Here is a 19,861-nt window from a genome sequence, read left to right as displayed (position 1 = left end):
GTGCGATCGGTCAGGTCGTGCCATCGGTCACGGGGTACGGCACGAAGGTGCTGGTGTGCTGGTCGATCCGCAGGGTCCGGCCGAGCGGCGGCGCGGCCCGCTGGGGGCAGTCGAGGCGTTCGCAGACGCGGCAGCCCATGCCGATGGGGGTGGCGGCGGAGGGGCTGGTGAGGTCGAGGCCGTCGGAGTAGACGAGCCGGTGCGCGTGCCGGATCTCGCAGCCCAGCCCGATGGCGAACGTCTTGCCGGGCTCGCCCCAGCCGCCGCGGGCCCGGGTGACCGCGCGGGCCGTCCACAAGTACCGCTGCCCGTCCGGCATTTCGGCGATCTGGACGTGGATCCGGCCGGGCGCGGCGAACGCCTCGTAGACGTTCCACAGCGGGCACGTGCCGCCGGCCCGGGAGAAGTGGAAGCCGGTCGCGGACTGCCGCTTGGACATGTTGCCGGCGCGGTCGACCCGCACGAAGGAGAAGGGGACGCCGCGCAGCCGGGGGCGCTGGAGGGTGCTCAGCCGGTGGCAGACGGTCTCGTAGCCGAGGCCGTGCCGGTCGGTGAGGCGCTCGATGTCGTAGCGGACCTCCTCGGCCGCCGCGTGGAAGGCGGTGTACGGCAGCACGAGCGCGGCGGCGAAGTAGTTGGCGACGCCGATGCGGGCCAGGGTGCGGGCGGGCGAGTCGGCCGGGAAGTCCTCGGCGGCCTGCCGGTCCAGTTCGGCTCCGTACTCCAGCAGCGCGAGCTGCGTCGCCATGCGGAAGGCGCGCTGGCCGGGGCGCAGCCGGGCCGAGAGGTGGAGGGTGCGGGTCGTCTCGTCGTAGTGGTGCAGATGGTCGCCGGAGCCGGTGGACACGTGGTCGTCGGATCCGGTGGACAGACGGATGCCGTGCGCGTCGGCGAGGCGTGCGGTCAGGGCCCTGAGGACCTCACCGGGCCGGATGCCGATCTCCCCGGCCAGTTCCTCGGCGGCGAGGTCGGTGTCGTGGAGGTAGTTCTGGCGCCGGTAGAAGAAGTCGCGGATCTCCTCGTGGGGCGAACGCGGCACGTCACCGGCCGTGTTGCGGCCGTCGGCCGGTCCGGCGAGCCGTTCGGACAGCAGTTGGTTGCGCCGGCCCAGGTCGAGCAGCACCTGTGCGACCGCCGGCATCCGTGAGGCGAGTTCGGCGAGGTCGGTCGCGGAGACCCGTGCGGCGGCGATCTCGCCGGTCAGCGCCTCGCGCAGGTCGGCCACCAGACGGGCGGTGTCGCGTTCGGAGAAGAAGCCCGCATCGACGCCGAAGGTCTCGGTGAGCCGGAGCAGGACGGGCACGGTGAGCGGGCGGGAGTCGTGCTCCATCTGGTTCAGGTAGCTCGGCGAGATCGCGAGGACGCGGGCCAGTTCGGCCTGGCTCATCCGGCGCTCCTCGCGCAGCCTCCGCAGCCGCGCGCCCGCATAGGTCTTGCTCACCCTGAGCTCCTGTCGGATCCGGTACGGGACCCGGTCAGCGTATGCGAACCGGTGCCGTTCGCACCCTTCGCAAGCTTGGCAATCGACGGCGAGAAGATTCGCAGAACTTGGCATGAGTCCACCATTGATGGCACTTAGTGCCGATGTCAGAGTCTTTCTGCGGCCCGCCGAACCACCCTGGAAAACGGCAGAATTGCTCAGCTCCGCCCTGCGGGTGAGGGCGAGCCGCCGCCCCTACACGACACGCAGTGCCAGCCCGTGCCGCGACCGGCGTCGGCTTGGCATACGCAACAGACCGAGGAGACGGTGACAGTCATGACCGAGGCGAGCACACGGGCGGCGGAACTCGCGTCGCGCTGGGCCACCGACCCGCGCTGGCAGGGCATCGAGCGCACGTACACCGCCGAGGACGTCGTACGGCTCTCCGGCAGCGTCCGCGAGGAGCACACCCTGGCCCGGCGCGGCGCCGAGCGGCTGTGGCGCGGGCTGCACGAGCGGGACTACGTCCACGCGCTCGGCGCCCTGACCGGCGGCCAGGCCGTGCAGCAGGTCAAGGCGGGCCTCCAGGCGATCTACCTGTCCGGCTGGCAGGTCGCCGCCGACGCCAACCAGGCCGGGCACACCTACCCGGACCAGAGCCTGTACCCGGCCAACTCCGTTCCGCAGGTGGTCCGTCGGATCAACAACGCGCTGCTGCGCGCCGACCAGATCGCCACCGCGGAGGGCGGCGAGGACCGCACGGACTGGCTGGCCCCGATCGTCGCCGACGCCGAGGCCGGGTTCGGCGGTCCGCTGAACGCCTTCGAGCTCACCAAGGCGATGATCGCGGCGGGCGCGGCCGGCATCCACTACGAGGACCAGCTGGCCTCGGAGAAGAAGTGCGGCCACCTCGGCGGCAAGGTGCTCGTGCCGACCTCGCAGCACATCCGCACCCTCAACGCGGCCAGGCTCGCCGCCGACATCGCCGGCACACCGACGGTGATCATCGCCCGTACCGACGCGCTCGCGGCGAACCTGCTCACCTCCGACGTCGACGAGCGGGACGCCGAGTTCGTGACCGGCGAGCGCACGGCGGAGGGCTTCTACCGGGTGCGCGCCGGCATGGCGCCGGTGATCGCGCGCGGCCTCGCGTACGCCCCCTACGCCGACCTGATCTGGGTGGAGACCGGTACGCCGGATCTCGCGCAGGCTCGGGAGTTCGCGGAGGCGATCCACGCCGAGTACCCGGACCGGATGCTCGCCTACAACTGCTCGCCGTCCTTCAACTGGAAGGCGGCGCTGGACGACGACCAGATCGCCAAGTTCCAGCGGGAGTTGGGGGCGATGGGGTACCGGTTCCAGTTCATCACGCTGGCCGGGTTCCACTCCCTCAACCACGGGATGTTCGACCTCGCGCGGGGTTACGCCGAGCACGGGATGACGGCGTACGTCGACCTTCAGGAGCGGGAGTTCGCGGCGCAGGCGCAGGGGTTCACCGCCGTCAGGCACCAGCGCGAGGTCGGGACCGGCTACTTCGACCTGGTCTCCACCGCCGTCAACCCCGCCTCCTCGACCACCGCACTCGCGGGGTCCACGGAGGAAGAGCAGTTCCACTGAGGAGGAGAACCCGATGTCCGTTACCGCACTGGCTCACCAGGTCCGCGTCCTCGGCGCCCCCGGGCACCGTCACGACGAGATCCTCACGCCCGCCGCCCTGGAGTTCGTGGGCCGGCTCGCCGACGCGTTCGGGGAGCGCCGCCGGGAACTCCTCAAGGAGCGCCGCAGGCAGGCGCTGCGACTGGCGTCCGGCTCGCCGCTCGACTTCCCCATGGTCACCTCCGCCGTCCGCGCCGATCCGAGCTGGCGTGTCGCACCGCCCGCCCCCGGGCTGACCGACCGCCGCGTGGAGATCACCGGCCCGCCCGACCGTCGTATGGCCGTCAACGCGCTCAACTCCGGCGCCCAGGTGTGGATGGCGGACTTCGAGGACGCCACCGCACCCCTGTGGGACAACGTCGTCGGCGGGCAGCTCACCCTGCTCGACGCCGTCGAGCGCCGTATCGACTTCACCTCACCGGAGGGCAAGGAGTACCGGCTCGGCGAGCGGACCGCCACCGTCGTGGTGCGCCCCCGGGGCTGGCACCTCGACGAGGAGCACCTGGAGTACGACGGGCGTCCCGTGCCCGCCGCCCTCGTCGACTTCGGCCTGTACTTCTTCCACTGCGCGCGGCGTCAGATCGACGCCGGACGCGGGCCCTACTTCTATCTGCCGAAGCTGGAGAACCGGTACGAGGCCCGGCTCTGGAACGACGTCTTCGTCCTCGCCCAGGAGCTGCTGGACATCCCACGCGGCACGATCCGGGCCACCGTCCTCATCGAGACGATCACCGCCGCGTTCGAGATGGAGGAGATCCTGTACGAGCTGCGGGAGCACGGCTCCGGGCTCAACGCGGGCCGCTGGGACTACCTGTTCAGCCTGATCAAGACCTTCGGCCACCGCACCGACTTCCTGCTCCCCGACCGGGCGCGGGTCACGATGACGGCTCCCTTCATGCGGGCGTACACCGAACTGCTCGTGCGCACCTGCCACCGCCGCGGCGCCCACGCGATCGGCGGCATGGCCGCGCAGGTGCCGGGCCGGGACCCGGCCGCCAACGAGGCCGCGCGGGCCAAGGTCCGGCTGGACAAGGAGCGGGAGGCGGAGGACGGCTTCGACGGTTCCTGGGTGGCCCACCCGGGGCTCGTGCCCGTGTGCCGTGAGGTGTTCGACGATGTCCTCGGCGAACGGCCGCATCAGCTCGACCGTACCCGCGACGACGTGGATGTCACGGCCGCCGACCTGCTGTCGGTGCGCCGGATGGGCGGACCGCCCTCCCCGGAGGGCGTGCGCTCCAACGTCGCCGTCGCGCTGCGCTACTTCGCCGCCTGGCTGCGCGGTCAGGGCGCGGTGGCACTGGACGGCCTGATGGAGGACGCGGCCACCGCCGAGATCGCGCGGGTGCAGATCTGGCAGTGGCTGCGGCACCGGGTGGTCGAGCGGGAGACGGTGCTGCGGCTGCTCGACGACCAGGTCGCGGCGCTGGGCGCGGAGTACCCGTGGGCGCCGGTCGACGAGATCCGCGCGCTGTTCGAACGGACGGCGCTGGCGGGCGAGTTGCCGCAGTTCTTCACGCCGGACGCCTACACCCGGCACCTCGTCCGGCGGACGGCGGCCGGAGCATGAACGGAGGCATGAACGGGGGCATCAGCGGAGGCATTGCGCGCGTCGGCGTCGTCGGCGGCGGGCAGATGGGGGCGGGGATCGCGCAGGTGTGTGCGCGGGCCGGACTCGACACCGTGGTCTGCGAGGTGGACGCCCTCGCGGCCCGCGCCGCGCGCGAGCGGGTGGCGGCGTCGCTCGACCGTGCCGTACGGCGCGGCGGGCTGGCGGCGGCCGAGGCGCGGGAGGCCCTGGACCGGCTGGCGTTCACCGGCAGCCTCGACGACCTGGCCGACCGGCAGCTCGTCGTCGAGGCCGTCGTGGAGAACCCGGACGCCAAGACCGAGGTGTTCGCCGCGCTCGACAAGATCGTCGAGGATCCGGCGGCCCTACTGGCCACCAACACCTCCTCCCTGCCGGTCATGCGGCTCGGCATGGCCACGAGCCGCGCGGACCGGGTCGTGGGCCTGCACTTCTTCCAGCCCGTTCCGGTCCTGCCGCTGGTGGAGGTCGTGACCTCCCTGCACACGTCGGCGGCGACGCTCGCCGCGGTCGAGGACTTCGCGGCCGGTGCGCTCGGCAAGACCGTGATCCGCTCCCGGGACCGGGCGGGCTTCGTCGTCAACGCGCTGCTCGTCCCGTATCTGCTGTCCGCGATCCGGATGGCGGAGTCCGGCTTCGCCACGGCCGCCGACATCGACGCCGGCATGGAACTGGGCTGCGCCCACCCCATGGGCCCGCTCAGGCTCGCGGATCTGATCGGTCTGGACACCGTCGACGCGATCGCCGAGTCGCTCTACGACGAGTTCAAGGAACCCCTCTACGCCCCTCCCCCGCTGCTGCGGCGGATGGTGGAGGCGGGGCTGCTGGGCCGCAAGACCGGCCAGGGGTTCCACCGGTACGGCGGGTAGGCTGGCCGTGCAGCTGGTTCGCCCCGTCAGCCGGACGGGATGCGTCGCAAGAGGGAACCCGGTGGGAATCCGGGACTGCCCCGCAGCGGTGAGCGGGAACGACCGCCGTCATACGCACTGGGTCCGACGTACCGGGCCTGGGAAGCGACGGCCAGTAGGTGTCCTCACGACGTGAGGACGTGCCCGCGAGTCCGAAGACCTGCCATCTGCCCGTGTGCGGACCACTCCGCGCGCGGACATCCCGGTGACCTCGTGGGCGGGTCGGCGTACACAACCGAACGGACGGCCGTGCGGCCCCCGTTGTCCGGTTCGTCACCCCTTCGCGCTCGCGTCCCGTCCCCGGGATCTCAGGGATTCATCTCGCGAAGGAGATCTCCGTGACCACCGAGTCCGCAGCCGCGGCAGCACGGGCCACCGTGTACGGCTACCCCCGCCAGGGCCCCGACCGGGAGCTGAAGAAGGCGATCGAGGGCTACTGGAAGGGCCGCGTCACCGCCCACGCCCTGCGCTCCACCGCCGCCGGACTGCGCCGCGGCAACTGGCGCCGGCTCGCCGACGCCGGCATCCACGAGGTGCCGACCGGCGACTTCTCGTACTACGACCACGTCCTGGACACCACGGTCGCCGTCGGCGCGATTCCCGAGCGCCACCGCGCGGCCGTGGCGGCCGACGCCCTGGACGGTTACTTCGCCATGGCCCGCGGCACCCAGGACGTCGCGCCACTGGAGATGACCAAGTGGTTCGACACCAACTACCACTATCTGGTCCCCGAGTTGGGCCCGGACACCTGCTTCGCGGCCGACTCGACCAAGCAGGTCGCCGAGCTGAAGGAGGCCCTGACGCTGGGTCTGACCGCCCGGCCCGTCCTGGTCGGCCCGATCACCTACCTCCTGCTCGCCAAGCCCGCACCCGATGTCGCCGCGGACTTCGAGCCGCTCACCCTCCTGGACCGGCTGCTCCCGGTGTACGCGGAGATCCTCGCCGACCTGCGCGCGGCGGGCGCCGAATGGGTCCAGCTGGACGAGCCCGCCCTCGTCCAGGACCGCACCCCGGCCGAGCTGAACGCCGCCGCGCGCGCCTACCGTGCGCTCGGCGCCCGCACCGACCGGCCGAAGCTGCTGGTCGCCTCGTACTTCGACCGGCTCGGCGAGGCACTGCCGGTGCTGGCCAAGGCACCGGTCGAAGGGCTCGCGCTGGACTTCACCGGGCCCGCGGCCGGCAACCTGGAGGCGCTCGCAGCGGCCGGCGGGCTGCCCGGCAAGCGACTGGTGGCGGGGGTCGTCAACGGCCGCAACATCTGGGTCAACGATCTGACGGCGTCGCTCGCCACGCTCGGCACCCTGCTGGGCCTGGCGGACCGGGTGGACGTGGCCGCGTCCTGCTCGTTGCTCCACGTGCCCCTCGACGCGTCCGCCGAGCGGGACATCGAGCCGCAGCTCCTGCGCTGGCTGGCCTTCGCCCGGCAGAAGACCGCCGAGATCGTCACCCTCGCCAAGGGTCTGGCCAAGGGTACCGGCGCGATCACGGCCGAACTCGCCGCCAACCGCGCCGACCTCGCCTCCCGGGCCGGCTCCCCGATCACCCGCGACCCGGCCGTCCGCTCCCGCACGGCGGCGGTCACGGAGGCGGACGCCCGGCGCGCTCAGTCGTACGCCGAGCGGGCCGCCGCCCAACGCGCCCAGCTGAACCTGCCGTTGCTGCCGACCACCACGATCGGCTCCTTCCCGCAGACCGGCGAGCTGCGCACCGCGCGCGCCGACCTGCGCGCGGGCCGGATCGACGCCGCCGCCTACGAAGAGCGCGTCAAGGCGGAGATCCAGGAGGTCGTCGCCTTCCAGGAGAAGACCGGCATCGACGTCCTGGTGCACGGCGAGCCGGAGCGCGACGACATGGTGCAGTACTTCGCCGAGCGGCTCACCGGCTACCTCGCCACGCGGCACGGCTGGGTCCAGTCCTACGGCACCCGCTACGTCCGCCCGCCGATCCTGGCCGGCGACATCTCGCGGCCCGAGCCGATGACGGTGCGCTGGACGACGTACGCCCAGTCCCTCACCTCGCGCCCGGTCAAGGGCATGCTCACCGGCCCGGTCACCATGCTCGCCTGGTCCTTCGTCCGCGACGACCAGTCGCTCGGCGAGACGGCCCGCCAGGTCGCCCTCGCCCTGCGTGACGAGGTGGGTGACCTGGAGGCGGCCGGCGCCTCGGTCATCCAGGTCGACGAGCCGGCCCTCCGGGAGACGCTGCCGCTGCGCGCCGGCGACCACGCCGCGTACCTGGCGTGGGCGACGGAGGCGTTCCGGCTGAGCACCGGCGGGGTGCGGCCGGACACGCAGATCCACACGCACATGTGCTACGCCGAGTTCGGGGACATCGTCGGGGCGATCGACGACCTCGACGCCGACGTCATCAGCCTGGAGGCGGCCCGCTCCCACATGCGGGTCGCCCGCGAGCTCGCCGCGCACGGCTATCCCCGCGAGGCCGGTCCGGGTGTCTACGACATCCACTCCCCGCGCGTGCCGAGCGCCGAGGAAGCGGCGGAGCTGCTGCGCATCGGTCTCAGGGCCGTCCCCGCCGAACGGCTGTGGGTCAACCCCGACTGCGGCCTGAAGACCCGCGGCTGGCCGGAGACCCGCGCAGCGCTGGAGAACCTGGTGGCGGCGGCCCGTACGGTACGGGGTGAACCGTCCCCGTCCTGACCCGTCGGACGGGCCCCGGCGCACCCGTGCCGGGGCCCGGAGACCCAGGTCACAGGGTGGAAGAGGGCAAGGTCACAGCCGTGCCCTCTGCTGCTCCTTTGACGATCTGACCTAGCATCCGAGCATGACGGTCCTGCCTGACGACGGGCTCTCGCTGGCCGCCGAGTTCCCTGACGCAACCCATGAGCAGTGGCAACACCTGGTGGAAGGTGTGCTGCGCAAGGCGGGTAAGGACGTCTCGGGCACGGCCGCGGAAGACGCCCTGTCCACCGCCCTGGAGGACGGGTTGCGCACCCGCCCTCTGTACACCGCGCGCGACTCCGCGCCCGAAACCGGTCTGCCCGGGTTCGCCCCGTTCGTTCGGGGTGGCCGCGCCGAGGGCAACACGGCGGGCGGCTGGGATGTACGCCAGCGGCACACGGCGCTCACGGACGGTGTGGTCCTCGGTGACCTGGAGAACGGCGTCACCTCGCTCTGGCTGGTCCTCGGCGAGGGCGGCGTCCCGGTGTCCGACCTGGGCCGCGCCCTCGACGGCGTCTACCTCGACCTGGCCCCCGTCGTCCTCGACGCGGGCACCGACGTGGAGCCGGCCGCGCGTGAGCTGCTGCGGCTCTACGAGGAGCGGGGCGTCGCCAAGGAGGCGGCGCGCGGCAACCTCGGCGCGGACCCGCTCGGCCTTGAGGCCCGTACCGGGAAGTCCTCGGAGTTCGCGCCCGTCGCCTCGCTGGCGCGGCTGTGCGCCGAGGAGTACCGGGGGCTGCGGGCGCTGACCGTGGACGCGCTGCCGTACCACGAGGCCGGTGGCTCGGCCGCCCAGGAGCTGGGTTCCTCGCTGGCCACCGGCGTCGCGTATCTGCGGGAGCTCACCGAGGCGGGACTGACCGTCGAACAGGCCTGCGCGCAGCTGGAGTTCCGGTTCGCCGCCACCGCCGACCAGTTCCTCACGATCGCCAAGCTGCGCGCCGCGCGCCGGCTGTGGGCGCGGGTCACCGAGGTGAGCGGGGCGCCGAGCGCGGCGCAGGTGCAGCACGCCGTCACCTCGCCGGTGATGATGACGCGCCGGGACCCCTGGGTGAACATGCTGCGCACGACGGTCGCCACGCTGGCCGCCGGCGTCGGCGGCGCCGACTCCGTGACCGTGCTGCCCTTCGACCACGCGCTCGGCCTGCCGGACGCGTTCGCGCGGCGCATCGCCCGCAACACCTCGACCATCCTCATCGAGGAGTCGCACCTGGCCCGGGTGATCGACCCGGCGGGCGGCTCCTGGTACGTGGAGCGGCTCACCGACGAACTCGCCCACGCGGGCTGGGAGTTCTTCCAGCGCATCGAGCAGGCCGGCGGCCAGGCGGCGGCCCTGCGCTCGGGGCAGCTGCGCCAGGACCTCGCCGACACCTGGGAGGCGCGCTCCGGCAGGCTCGCCAAGCGCCGCGAACCCGTCACCGGGGTCAGCGAGTTCCCGCACCTCGCCGAGCAGCCCGTGGAGCGCGAGCCCGCTCCCGAGCCCCCGTCCGGCGGCCTCCCCCGCGTCCGGCGCGACGAGGCGTACGAGGCGCTGCGCGCCCGCTCCGACGCCCACCTGGCCGCGACCGGATCCCGGCCCCGGGTCTTCCTGGCCGCGCTCGGCCCGGCCGCCGCCCACACCGCGCGACTCACCTTCGCCTCCAACCTCTTCCAGGCGGGCGGCATCGAGCCCGTCACCGAGGGCACCTTCGAGGAGAGCGGCGCCACCGAGGCGTGCCTGTGCTCCAGCGACGCCCTGTACGAGGAGCGGGCGGAGGCCGAGGCCGGGCAGCTGAAGGCCGCAGGCGCCGCGCATGTGTTCCTCGCCGGGCGGCCCGGGAACCACCCCGGTGTCGACAGTTACGTCTTCGCGGGCTGTGACGCCGTCGCCGTGCTGTCCGCCACCCTCGACCGCATGGGAGTGTCCTGATGGGAATCCCCGACTTCTCCGGGATCGAACTCGGAGAGCCGAGGACCGACGTCGGCGCCGACGAGTGGCGGGCGGCCGCCAAGAGCGACGGGGCCTTCTGGGAGACCCCCGAGGGCATCGCGGTCAAGCCGCTCTACACCGGCAGTGACCTGGAGGGCCTGGACTTCCTCGACACGTACCCGGGCATGGCGCCGTATCTGCGCGGCCCGTACCCGACGATGTACGTCAACCAGCCCTGGACGATCCGCCAGTACGCGGGCTTCTCGACCGCCGAGGAGTCCAACGCGTTCTACCGGCGCAACCTGGCGGCCGGTCAGAAGGGCCTGTCGGTCGCCTTCGACCTGCCCACGCACCGGGGTTACGACAGCGACCACCCGCGCGTGACGGGTGACGTCGGTATGGCGGGCGTGGCGATCGACTCGATCTACGACATGCGGCAGCTGTTCGACGGGATCCCCCTCGACAGGATGACCGTGTCGATGACGATGAACGGCGCCGTGCTGCCGGTGCTCGCGCTGTACATCGTGGCGGCGGAGGAACAGGGCGTACCGCCCGAGAAGTTGGCCGGGACCATCCAGAACGACATCCTCAAGGAGTTCATGGTCCGCAACACCTACATCTATCCGCCGAAGCCGTCGATGCGGATCATCTCCGACATCTTCGCCTTCACCTCGCAGCGGATGCCCCGCTACAACTCGATCTCCATCTCCGGCTACCACATCCAGGAGGCCGGTGCGACGGCCGACCTGGAGCTGGCGTACACGCTCGCGGACGGCGTCGAGTACATCCGCGCGGGCCGCGAGGCCGGCCTGGACGTGGACGCGTTCGCACCGCGGCTGTCGTTCTTCTGGGCGATCGGCATGAACTTCTTCATGGAGATCGCCAAGATGCGGGCGGCCCGCCTGCTGTGGGCGAAGCTGGTGAAGCAGTTCGACCCGAAGAACTCCAAGTCGCTGTCCCTGCGCACCCATTCGCAGACGTCGGGCTGGTCGCTGACCGCGCAGGACGTGTTCAACAACGTCACGCGTACGTGTGTCGAGGCGATGGCCGCGACACAGGGCCACACCCAGTCGCTGCACACCAACGCCCTCGACGAGGCGCTCGCGCTGCCGACCGACTTCTCGGCCCGCATCGCGCGCAACACCCAGCTGCTGATCCAGCAGGAGTCGGGCACGACCCGGGTCATCGACCCGTGGGGCGGCAGCGCGTACGTGGAGAAGCTGACGTACGACCTCGCGCGGCGCGCCTGGCAGCACATCCAGGAGGTCGAGGCGGCGGGCGGCATGGCCAAGGCGATCGACGCCGGCATCCCCAAGCTGCGCATCGAGGAGGCCGCGGCCCGCACGCAGGCCCGCATCGACTCGGGGCGGCAGCCGGTCATCGGCGTCAACAAGTACCGCGTCGACAGCGACGAGCAGATCGAGGTGCTCAAGGTCGACAACTCCTCCGTGCGCGCCCAGCAGATCGAGAAGCTGCGGCGGCTGCGGGCGGAGCGCGACGAGCAGGCCTGCCAGGACGCGCTGGACGCGCTCACCCGGGCCGCCGGCGGCGAGGGCAACCTGCTGGAGCTGGCGGTGAACGCGGCCCGCGCCAAGGCCACCGTCGGAGAGATCTCGGACGCCCTGGAGAAGGTGTACGGCCGGCACGCGAGCCAGATCCGTACCATCACCGGCGTGTACCGCAACGAAGCCGGGGAGTCGCCCTCCGTGGACCGCACCCGCACCCTCGTGTCCGACTTCGAGGAGGCCGAGGGCCGCCGCCCGCGCATCCTGGTCGCCAAGATGGGCCAGGACGGCCACGACCGCGGCCAGAAGGTGATCGCGACCGCGTTCGCCGACCTCGGCTTCGACGTCGACGTCGGCCCGCTGTTCCAGACGCCCGCCGAGGTGGCGCGCCAGGCCGTCGAGGCCGACGTGCACATCGTCGGGGTGTCGTCGCTGGCCGCAGGTCACCTCACCCTCGTACCGGCGCTCAAGGAGGCGCTGGCCGAGGAGGGCCGCGAGGACATCATGATCGTGGTCGGCGGAGTGATCCCGCCCCAGGACGTGCCGACGCTCCTGGAGATGGGCGCGGCGGCGGTCTTCCCGCCCGGGACGGTGATCCCGGACGCCGCGTACGACCTGGTGCGGCGGCTGGGGGCCGACCTCGGGCACGAGCTGTGATCGATCTCGACGCGTATGTGAAGGGCGTGCTCGACGGGAAGCGGGCGATCGTCGCGCGCGCCATCACGCTCGTCGAGTCCACCCGGCCGCAGCACCGGGTGCTGGCACAGCGGTTGCTCACCGAGCTGCTGCCGCACAGCGGCAGGGCGCGGCGGATCGGCGTGAGCGGGGTGCCGGGGGTCGGGAAGTCGACGTTCATCGACGCGTTCGGGACCATGCTCACGGGGCTCGGGTACCGGGTCGCGGTGCTGGCCGTCGACCCGTCGTCCAGCCGGACCGGCGGGTCGATCCTGGGTGACAAGACGCGCATGGAGCGCCTCGCGGTGGACCCGGCGGCCTTCATCCGCCCCTCCCCCACGGCCGGCACGCTGGGCGGCGTCGCCAAGGCCACCCGTGAGTCGATCGTGGTGATGGAGGCGGCCGGCTACGACGTGATCCTGGTGGAGACGGTCGGCGTCGGCCAGTCGGAGACCGCGGTCGCGAACATGGTCGACTCCTTCCTGCTGCTGACGCTGGCCCGCACCGGCGACCAGCTCCAGGGCATCAAGAAGGGCGTCCTGGAACTGGCCGACGTGCTCGCCGTCAACAAGGCCGACGGCCCGCACGAGCGCGACGCCCGCGCCGCCGCCCGGGAACTGGCGGGCGCCCTGCGCCTGATGCACGGCAAGGACGCCGCCTGGACACCGCCGGTGCTGCACTGCAGCGGGCGCGAGTCGATCGGCCTGGACACCGTCTGGGACCGCCTCGAACAGCACCGCACGCTGCTCGACTCCACCGGCCGGCTCGCCGCCAAGCGGCGCGACCAGCAGGTCGACTGGACCTGGACCATGGTCCGCGACGAACTGCTGGGCCGCCTCAACGCGGACCCGTCGGTACGGGCGGTCGCGCCGGGCCTCGAACAGCAGGTCAGGGACGGTGAGTTGACGGCGACGCTGGCCGCCGAGCGGATCCTGGCGGCGTTCGAGGGCGTACGCGATCAGCACACCGAAGGGTCGGAACCGCGCGGCGCCACCAGTCCCGACTCGTAGGCGAACACGACGAGTTGGGCCCGGTCGCGCGCGCCCAGCTTCGTCATCGCCCTGCTGATGCGGGTCTTCGCCGTGAACGGTCTGATCACCACCCGGCCAGTCCCTCGCACTGCTCGACGGCATCGACCCCGGCGAGGCCCCCGCCTGGGCCTGCTGGACGCGGACGACCACGACGTCGTCGAGGCGGCCCTGCGGGGCTGGGACTGCGCGCATCCGCCGCTCGCCCCGGACGGGTGCCCGGACCACCGGGAGCGTCCCGCCGCCCGGCCGGCGCTGCTGGCCGCCCTGGCGCCGTACCGGATCGCCGACGAGGACGTGGCGGCGTGGCGACGGCCGGAGCACACCGACCACTGTCTGGTGCACCTGGTGGCCTACGGCGCCTTCATCGCCATGGACCGTGTCGAAAGCGCTCTTTCCGCCCAAAATATCCTGGAGGCCCCGTAAATCACCCAGGACGCCGTCCGATCGTGGCCCGTCCGTAATGGCGTCAGCACGGAGCGAGTTGGCCCTTCCGCCTCACAGGGAGTCATGTGACACTGGCGTCCCGTCCGCAGTGCGGACTCCTTCCGCACCGTCCCCCACGAGAAGTGCGCCGTGCGTTCCCTTCCCTTGCCGCTCGCCCTCACCGCGCGTCTGTCGCCCGTCGTCGTGCTCGCCGCGGCGGGCTGGGCGCTGTCGTCCGGACCCGCCGCGACGCCGGCCGCCGAGGACCGTACGGCGACGCAGAACACCGGCGGCGAGGACGCGCCCTCGGCTCCCGCGACGGCGGCCGCGTCGAAGACGTACTCCGCCGCTCCGGCGCCGTGCAAGGCCCTGAGCTCGAAGTCGATAGGCGACCTAGTCCCCGGCGCCAAGGCGGCCGGCAAGGAGATCCCGTCGACCGACTCGAACCTGCGCCGCACCTGCTCGTGGAACGCGCTCAAGGGTTTCGACTACCGCTGGCTGGACGTGTCCTACGAGATCACCGCGTCGGACGAGGCGGCGGAGGAGTCCTACAAGGGGCGGGTCGCGGACAAGAGCGGCGGTGGCGAGGTCCCGGGCGTCGGTGACGCGGGCTACTCGGTCGTGAACCTCACCACCGAGGACAAGCAGCAGACCCGTGAGGGCACGGTGATGATCCGCGCGTCCAACGCGCTGATCTCCGTCACGTACAGCGGCAGCGACTTCGAGTCGAAGAAGGCGCCCGACACCGACGAGATCAACAAGGGCGCGATCAAGGCGGCCAAGGAGGCGGTCGCCGCCTTGGAGGACGGCCAGAAGGGCTGACCGTCCTCCACCCGCGCGGTCAGGCCTCGGCGCGTTCCCTGCGCCCGCCCATCAGCACCACGTACAGCAGCAGCGAGGCCGCAAGCCCCACCGCCCAGCCGTAGTCGGCGAGCGGCTTGAGGAACGGGATGAGCCCGTCCGTGGGGAACGGTCCGGTCTTCGTCCCGTCGGCCCCCACCCCCGAGTACGAGCCGCCGACCGCGAGCACGCCGCCCACCAGGAAGGCGACGATCGCCCGCCAGTTCCAGCCGTTCGTGTACCAGTAGCGCCCGCCGGGCGTGTACAGGTCGGCCAGGTGCAGGACCGTGCGGCGGACGATCCAGTAGTCGGCGATGAGGATGCCCGCGACCGTGCCGAGCAGGCCGCCGACCACGCCGAGCCAGGTGAAGATGTAGAACTCCGGGGTGGAGATCAGCTTCCACGGGAAGATCAGGACGCCGACGACCCCGGTGATGAGGGCGCCCGTACGGAAGTTGATGAGCTTCGGGGCGAGGTTGGCGAGGTCGTAGGCCGGGGAGACGACGTTCGCCGCGATGTTCACGGAGATGGTGGCGACGAGCACGACGATCAGCGCGAACAGCAGCCCGAAGACGCTGTCGGTCTTGGCGGCCAGGGTGACCGGGTCCCAGATCGCCTCGCCGTAGACGACCTCGGAGCCGGAGGTGACGAGGACGGCGAGGACCGCGAAGAGGGTCATCGTGGTCGGCAGACCGAGGGACTGCCCCCAGGTCTGTGCCCTCTGACTGGCGCCGAACCGGGTGAAGTCGGGGATGTTGAGGGACAGCGTGGCCCAGAAGCCGATCATGCCCATCAGGGACGGGAAGAAGACCGGCCAGAAGTCGGGGCCCCAGCCGAGCTTCGAGGGCTGGTCGAGCAGCGCGCCGAACCCGTCCGCCTTGATCGCGATCCAGACCAGCAGGACCAGTGCGCCGACGATCACGAAGGGCGCGGCCCAGTTCTCGAAGTGCCGCAGGAAGTCCATGCCGCGGTAGATGATGGCGATCTGCAGGGCCCAGAACAGGATGAAGCAGAGCCACAGCGGCCAGGGGTTGCCGGCGATCTTGCCCGCGTTCTCCCAGTGGCCCCCGGTCAGCTTGGAGCCGAGGGCGAAGATGCCGCTGCCGCCGATCCAGGTCTGGATGCCGAACCAGCCGCAGGCCACGGCCGCCCGGATCATCGCCGGGATGTTGGCGCCGCGCAGCCCGAAGGAAGCCCGCGCGAGCACCGGGAAGGGTATGCCGTATTTGGGCCCGGCGTGCCCGGTGGCCAGCATCGGCAGCAGCACGATGACGTTGGCGAGCGCGATGGTGAAGACGGCCTGCTTCCAGTCCATGCCGAGCGCGACCAGGCCGGAGGCCAGGGTCCAGCTGGGGATGCAGTGGGCCATCGAGATCCACAGGGCCGCGAAGTTGTACGTCGTCCACTTGCGCTCGGCGACCGGGACGGGACGTAGGTCCTCGTTGGCGAAGGGGCTGTCGGCGGGGAACGCCTCGGGGGCGAGCTCGATCCGGCCGCCGGTGTCGGCGGACTGGGGTATCGGCGACCCCGTGGGGACTGTTTCGGTCATGAGCAGGCCAATCGATCAGGTGGGACGGGAGAGGCCGTGCGGGGGCCGGCGGGGCCGGGGGGAAGGGCGGCGCGGGGGGGCATGCCCGGACTTCCCGGCCCCGCCCCCTCCCCGGGACGGCGGGGAGGGTGACAGGGGTGGGGGGTCGGTTGCGGCGGGTTGGTGCGGACTCGCGTGCTCGGGCTAGGAGTTGACCGCGGGGATGACGGAGGTGCCGTAGGCGTCGATCACGGCCTCCTGCGCGTCGTGCATGTCGTAGACGGCGAACTGGTCGACGCCCAGCTCGCGCAGGGCGTTGAGCTTCTCGATGTGCTTCTCGACCGGCCCGATGACACAGAACCGGTCGACGATCTCGTCGGGCACGAAGGCGGTGTCGGGGTTGTCGGCACGCCCGTGGTGGGAGTAGTCGTACCCCTCACGGGCCTTGATGTAGTCGGTGAGTTCGTCGGGGACGGCGGCGGAGTGCTCGCCGTACTTGGACACCAGGTCGGCCACGTGGTTGCCGACCATCCCGCCGAACCAGCGGCACTGCTCACGGGCGTGGGCGAGCTTCTCGGGCGAGTCGTCCTCGGTGACGTACGCCGGGGCGGCGACGCAGATCTTCACCTCGGACGGGTCGCGTCCGGCCGCGACCGCGGCGTCCTTCACGGCCTTGACCATGTACTCGGTCAGATAGAGGTCGGCGAGCTGGAGGATGAACCCGTCGGCCTCCTCGCCGGTCATCTTCAGGGCCTTCGGGCCGTACGCCGCCATCCACACGGGGAGTCGGGCGCCCTCCTTGATCCACGGGAAGCGCACCACCGTCCCCCCGCCGAGGTCGGCCTCCTGGCCGCTGCCGAGGGCCCGGATGACCTTCATCGCCTCGCTGATCCGGGCGAGGGTGTTGGGCTTGCGCCCGGCGACGCGCATGGCCGAGTCGCCGCGTCCGATGCCGCAGACCGTACGGTTGCCGAACATGTCGTTGAGGGTGGCGAAGGTGGAGGCGGTGACCTCCCAGGTGCGGGTGCCCGGGTTGGTCACCATCGGCCCGACCGTCAGCCGCTGCGTGTTGGCCAGGATCTGGCTGTAGATGACGAACGGCTCCTGCCACAGCACGGCCGAGTCGAAGGTCCAGCCGTAGCCGAACCCGCTGCGCTCGGCGCGTTTCATCAGGCTGACGACCCGCGAGGCCGGCGGGTCGGTCTGCAGGACGAGTCCGAAGTCCATGTGCTCCGCTCCTAGTTGAGGTACTGACAGGTGGAGCGGGGCGTGTAGACACCGTGCCCGGCACGACCGGTGTACTCCCGCTCGGTGATGACGAGTTCGCCGCGCGAGAGGACCGTCTCGACCCGGCCGGTGGTCTGCTTGCCCTCGTACGCCGAGTAGTCGACGTTCATGTGGTGGGTGACGGCGGACATGACCTGCTCGGCCCGCGGGTCGTAGATCACGACGTCGGCGTCCGCGCCCGGCGCGATGGTGCCCTTCTTCGGGTACATGCCGAACATCCGGGCGGGCGTGGCGCAGGCGATCTCGATCCAGCGGCGGCGCGAGATGTGTCCGTCGACGACGGCCTGGTGGAGCAGGTCCATGCGGTTCTCCACGCCCGGAAGCCCGTTGGGGATCTTGGAGAAGTCGCCCCGGCCGAGCTCCTTCTGGCCCACGAAGCAGAAGGGGCAGTGGTCGGTGGAGACGACCTGGAGGTCGTTCGTCCTGAGGCCCTTCCACAGCTGGGCCTGGTGCTCGCGCGGCCTCAGGGGCGTCGAGCACACGTACTTGGCGCCCTCGAAGTCCGGCTCGGCGAGGTTGTCGGTGGACAGGAACAGGTACTGCGGGCAGGTCTCGCCGAAGACGTTCAGCCCCTCGTCGCGCGCCCGCGCCAGCTCGGCCACCGCCTCCATGGCCGAGACGTGCACGACGTAGAGCGGGGCCCCCGCGACCTGCGCGAGCTTGATGGCCCGGTGGGTGGCCTCCGCCTCCAGCAGCGCCTTGCGCACCTCGCCGTGATAGCGGGGATCGGTCTCACCGCGCGCCAGCGCCTGCTCGACCAGCACGTCGATCGCGATGCCGTTCTCGGCGTGCATCATGATCAGACCGCCGTTCTCGGCGGAGCGCTGCATGGCGCGCAGGATCTGGCCGTCGTCGGAGTAGAAGACGCCGGGGTAGGCCATGAACTGCTTGAAGGAGGTCACGCCCTCCTCCACCAGCAGGTCCATCTCCTTCAGCGTCTCCTGGTGCACATCGGAGACGATCATGTGGAAGCCGTAGTCGATCGAGCAGTTGCCCTCGGCCTTGGCGTGCCAGGCGTCGAGGCCCTCGCGCAGCGAGTGGCCCACGCTCTGGACGGCGAAGTCGACGATCGTGGTCGTGCCGCCCCAGGCGGCGGCCCGGGTGCCGGTCTCGAAGGTGTCGGAGGCGAAGGTGCCGCCGAACGGCAGCTCCATATGGGTGTGGACGTCGACGCCGCCCGGGATCACGTACTTCCCGGTGGCGTCGATGGTCCGCTCGGCCGTCCAGGCCTCGGCGGCCGGGGTGCCGGCGGCGGCGAGGGCGGCGATACGGCCGTCCTCGATGAGGACGTCGGCGTGCATCTCGTCGGACGCGGTGATGACGAGGCCGCCGCGGATTACTGTTCGGCCGGTCATGTCGTGGTCGCTCCTCACGGTTTCACAGTCGCGGTTGTGTGGGGCTGGTCGCGCAGTTCCCCGCGCCCCTTGGCGGCGTTGCCGCTACCGGCGTTTTCAGGGTGCCGTCAGCGGGCCGTACGCCCCCGGCGCGCGGTCCCTGTAGAACTGCCAGCGGTCGCGGACCTCTCGCAGCTTGGCCAAGTCCAGGTCGCGGACGACGAGTTCGGTCTCCTTGTCGCTCGCCACCTCCCCGACGAACTGGGCCTCCGGGTCCACGAAGTAGGTCGTGCCGTAGAAGTCGTTGTCGCCGAGGTCCTCCACACCGACCCGGTTGATCGCGCCCACGAAGTACTCGTTGGCGACGGCCGCGGCCGGCTGCTCCAGCTGCCAGAGGTAGCGGGAGAGCCCGCGGGAGGTGGCCGAGGGGTTGAACACGATCTCGGCGCCGCCGAGACCCAGGGCCCGCCAGCCCTCCGGGAAGTGCCGGTCGTAGCAGATGTACACGCCGATCTTCCCGACGGCCGTCTCGAAGACCGGCCAGCCGCTGTTCCCCGGGCGGAAGTAGAACTTCTCCCAGAATCCCTGCACTTGGGGGATGTGGGTCTTGCGGTACTTGCCCAGGTAGGAGCCGTCCGCGTCGATCACGGCGGCGGTGTTGTACAGGACCCCCGGCTGCTCCTCCTCGTACATCGGCAGCACCAGGACGATGCCCAGCTCCTTGGCGAGCGCCTGGAAGCGGCGGACGGTCGGGCCCTCGGGGATCTGCTCGGCGTACTCGTAGAACGCCTTGTCCTGCACCTGGCAGAAGTAGGGCCCGTAGAACAGCTCCTGGAAGCACAGCACTTGAGCGCCCTGCGCGGCCGCGTCGCGGGCCGCCTGCTCGTGTACCTGGATCATCGATTCCTTGTCGCCGGTCCAGGCGGTCTGGAAGAGGGCGGCACGAATCACTCGGCTCATCGGGACCTCCGGTCGCTCGGTGTGCGAGAAGGCTAGGAAGTCCCCGGCATCGGTTTGAGTTGCAGGGTGTCACGTCTGCGGGCATGCGGCGTGTCACGGTGTCACCCTGTCGTGGTCCCATG

General features: G+C 71.4%; 14 protein-coding genes, 1 pseudogene and 1 riboswitch. Of the genes and pseudogenes, 9 read left to right on the top strand and 6 right to left on the bottom strand.

What is annotated here, in order from left to right; genetic code table 11:
• Positions 1-10 precede the first annotated feature (10 nt).
• Positions 11-1,441, bottom strand: coding sequence for a short-chain fatty acyl-CoA regulator family protein (locus ACIRD7_RS02890; protein ID WP_403448870.1), 1,431 nt, complete (start codon positions 1,439-1,441; stop codon positions 11-13).
• Positions 1,442-1,756: 315 nt separating this feature from the next.
• Here ACIRD7_RS02890 and aceA point away from each other — a divergent pair, with 315 nt between their 5' ends.
• From aceA to meaB, 7 genes are all read left to right on the top strand, one after another.
• Positions 1,757-3,037, top strand: a complete 1,281-nt coding sequence (gene aceA / locus ACIRD7_RS02885; RefSeq protein WP_403448867.1) for an isocitrate lyase — start codon at positions 1,757-1,759, stop codon at positions 3,035-3,037.
• A gap of 13 nt (positions 3,038-3,050) precedes the next feature.
• Complete coding sequence (gene aceB, locus ACIRD7_RS02880; RefSeq protein ID WP_403448864.1) at positions 3,051-4,643, top strand: malate synthase A; 1,593 nt, start codon at positions 3,051-3,053, stop codon at positions 4,641-4,643.
• Between the two features lie 20 nt (positions 4,644-4,663).
• Complete coding sequence (locus ACIRD7_RS02875) at positions 4,664-5,530, top strand: 3-hydroxybutyryl-CoA dehydrogenase (protein WP_403451624.1); 867 nt, start codon at positions 4,664-4,666, stop codon at positions 5,528-5,530.
• Positions 5,528-5,752: riboswitch (cobalamin riboswitch) on the top strand. It overlaps the preceding gene by 3 nt.
• Positions 5,753-5,907: 155 nt before the next feature.
• Positions 5,908-8,226 (top strand): 5-methyltetrahydropteroyltriglutamate--homocysteine S-methyltransferase, encoded by a 2,319-nt coding sequence (gene metE / locus ACIRD7_RS02870; protein ID WP_403448862.1) that lies wholly within the window; start codon positions 5,908-5,910, stop codon positions 8,224-8,226.
• A gap of 124 nt (positions 8,227-8,350) precedes the next feature.
• On the top strand, positions 8,351-10,156 hold the full coding sequence (locus ACIRD7_RS02865) for a methylmalonyl-CoA mutase family protein (RefSeq protein WP_403448859.1): 1,806 nt from the start codon (positions 8,351-8,353) through the stop codon (positions 10,154-10,156).
• On the top strand, positions 10,156-12,318 hold the full coding sequence (gene scpA, locus ACIRD7_RS02860; protein ID WP_403448857.1) for a methylmalonyl-CoA mutase: 2,163 nt from the start codon (positions 10,156-10,158) through the stop codon (positions 12,316-12,318). Before ACIRD7_RS02865 ends, scpA begins: the two co-directional genes overlap by 1 nt.
• Positions 12,315-13,346 (top strand): methylmalonyl Co-A mutase-associated GTPase MeaB, encoded by a 1,032-nt coding sequence (gene meaB / locus ACIRD7_RS02855; protein ID WP_403448854.1) that lies wholly within the window; start codon positions 12,315-12,317, stop codon positions 13,344-13,346. Before scpA ends, meaB begins: the two co-directional genes overlap by 4 nt.
• Here the strand turns inward: meaB and ACIRD7_RS02850 are convergent.
• Positions 13,295-13,438 (bottom strand): annotated as a pseudogene (locus tag ACIRD7_RS02850) (DNA-binding response regulator); the annotation flags it as partial. The gene meaB and the pseudogene ACIRD7_RS02850 sit on opposite strands and share 52 nt — an antisense overlap.
• Between ACIRD7_RS02850 and ACIRD7_RS02845 the strand changes: the two are divergent.
• Together ACIRD7_RS02845 and ACIRD7_RS02840 are read left to right on the top strand one after the other, a co-directional pair.
• On the top strand, positions 13,404-13,790 hold the full coding sequence (locus tag ACIRD7_RS02845; RefSeq protein ID WP_403451751.1) for a hypothetical protein: 387 nt from the start codon (positions 13,404-13,406) through the stop codon (positions 13,788-13,790). The pseudogene ACIRD7_RS02850 and the gene ACIRD7_RS02845 sit on opposite strands and share 35 nt — an antisense overlap.
• A gap of 150 nt (positions 13,791-13,940) precedes the next feature.
• Positions 13,941-14,612 carry a hypothetical protein gene (locus ACIRD7_RS02840; protein ID WP_403448852.1) on the top strand — a complete coding sequence of 224 codons (672 nt, stop codon included), beginning with the start codon at positions 13,941-13,943 and terminating at the stop codon, positions 14,610-14,612.
• 19 nt (positions 14,613-14,631) lie between these two features.
• Here ACIRD7_RS02840 and ACIRD7_RS02835 read toward each other — a convergent pair whose 3' ends face one another.
• From ACIRD7_RS02835 to ACIRD7_RS02820, 4 genes are all read right to left on the bottom strand, one after another.
• The gene (locus ACIRD7_RS02835; protein WP_403448851.1) at positions 14,632-16,179 is read right to left on the bottom strand and encodes an NCS1 family nucleobase:cation symporter-1; all 1,548 of its coding nucleotides are present in this window, start codon (positions 16,177-16,179) and stop codon (positions 14,632-14,634) included.
• Positions 16,180-16,362: 183 nt separating this feature from the next.
• Positions 16,363-17,385: a TIGR03842 family LLM class F420-dependent oxidoreductase gene (locus ACIRD7_RS02830; protein ID WP_403448848.1), complete on the bottom strand. Its 1,023-nt coding sequence runs from the start codon at positions 17,383-17,385 to the stop codon at positions 16,363-16,365.
• Positions 17,386-17,396: 11 nt separating this feature from the next.
• Positions 17,397-18,800, bottom strand: a complete 1,404-nt coding sequence (gene hydA, locus ACIRD7_RS02825) for a dihydropyrimidinase (RefSeq protein ID WP_403448846.1) — start codon at positions 18,798-18,800, stop codon at positions 17,397-17,399.
• 96 nt (positions 18,801-18,896) lie between these two features.
• Positions 18,897-19,739, bottom strand: coding sequence for a nitrilase-related carbon-nitrogen hydrolase (locus ACIRD7_RS02820; RefSeq protein WP_194039420.1), 843 nt, complete (start codon positions 19,737-19,739; stop codon positions 18,897-18,899).
• Positions 19,740-19,861 lie beyond the last annotated feature (122 nt).

This window comes from Streptomyces sp. NPDC093568 (assembly GCF_044764945.1).
Lineage (GTDB): Bacteria > Actinomycetota > Actinomycetes > Streptomycetales > Streptomycetaceae > Streptomyces.
Note: the sequence above shows the minus strand (reverse complement) of the source record. Positions and strands in the feature narration are given on the sequence as shown.

Excerpts from the sequence above, each read along its gene's own strand:
- aceB (WP_403448864.1), top strand. The coding sequence starts at position 3,051 with ATGTCCGTTACCGCACTGGCTCACCAGGTCCGCGTCCTCGGCGCCCCC.
- ACIRD7_RS02820 (WP_194039420.1), bottom strand. The coding sequence starts at position 19,739 with ATGAGCCGAGTGATTCGTGCCGCCCTCTTCCAGACCGCCTGGACCGGC.
- aceA (WP_403448867.1), top strand. The coding sequence starts at position 1,757 with ATGACCGAGGCGAGCACACGGGCGGCGGAACTCGCGTCGCGCTGGGCC.
- ACIRD7_RS02865 (WP_403448859.1), top strand. The coding sequence starts at position 8,351 with ATGACGGTCCTGCCTGACGACGGGCTCTCGCTGGCCGCCGAGTTCCCT.
- scpA (WP_403448857.1), top strand. The coding sequence starts at position 10,156 with ATGGGAATCCCCGACTTCTCCGGGATCGAACTCGGAGAGCCGAGGACC.
- ACIRD7_RS02835 (WP_403448851.1), bottom strand. The coding sequence starts at position 16,179 with ATGACCGAAACAGTCCCCACGGGGTCGCCGATACCCCAGTCCGCCGAC.
- hydA (WP_403448846.1), bottom strand. The coding sequence starts at position 18,800 with ATGACCGGCCGAACAGTAATCCGCGGCGGCCTCGTCATCACCGCGTCC.
- ACIRD7_RS02845 (WP_403451751.1), top strand. The coding sequence starts at position 13,404 with ATGCGGGTCTTCGCCGTGAACGGTCTGATCACCACCCGGCCAGTCCCT.
- ACIRD7_RS02830 (WP_403448848.1), bottom strand. The coding sequence starts at position 17,385 with ATGGACTTCGGACTCGTCCTGCAGACCGACCCGCCGGCCTCGCGGGTC.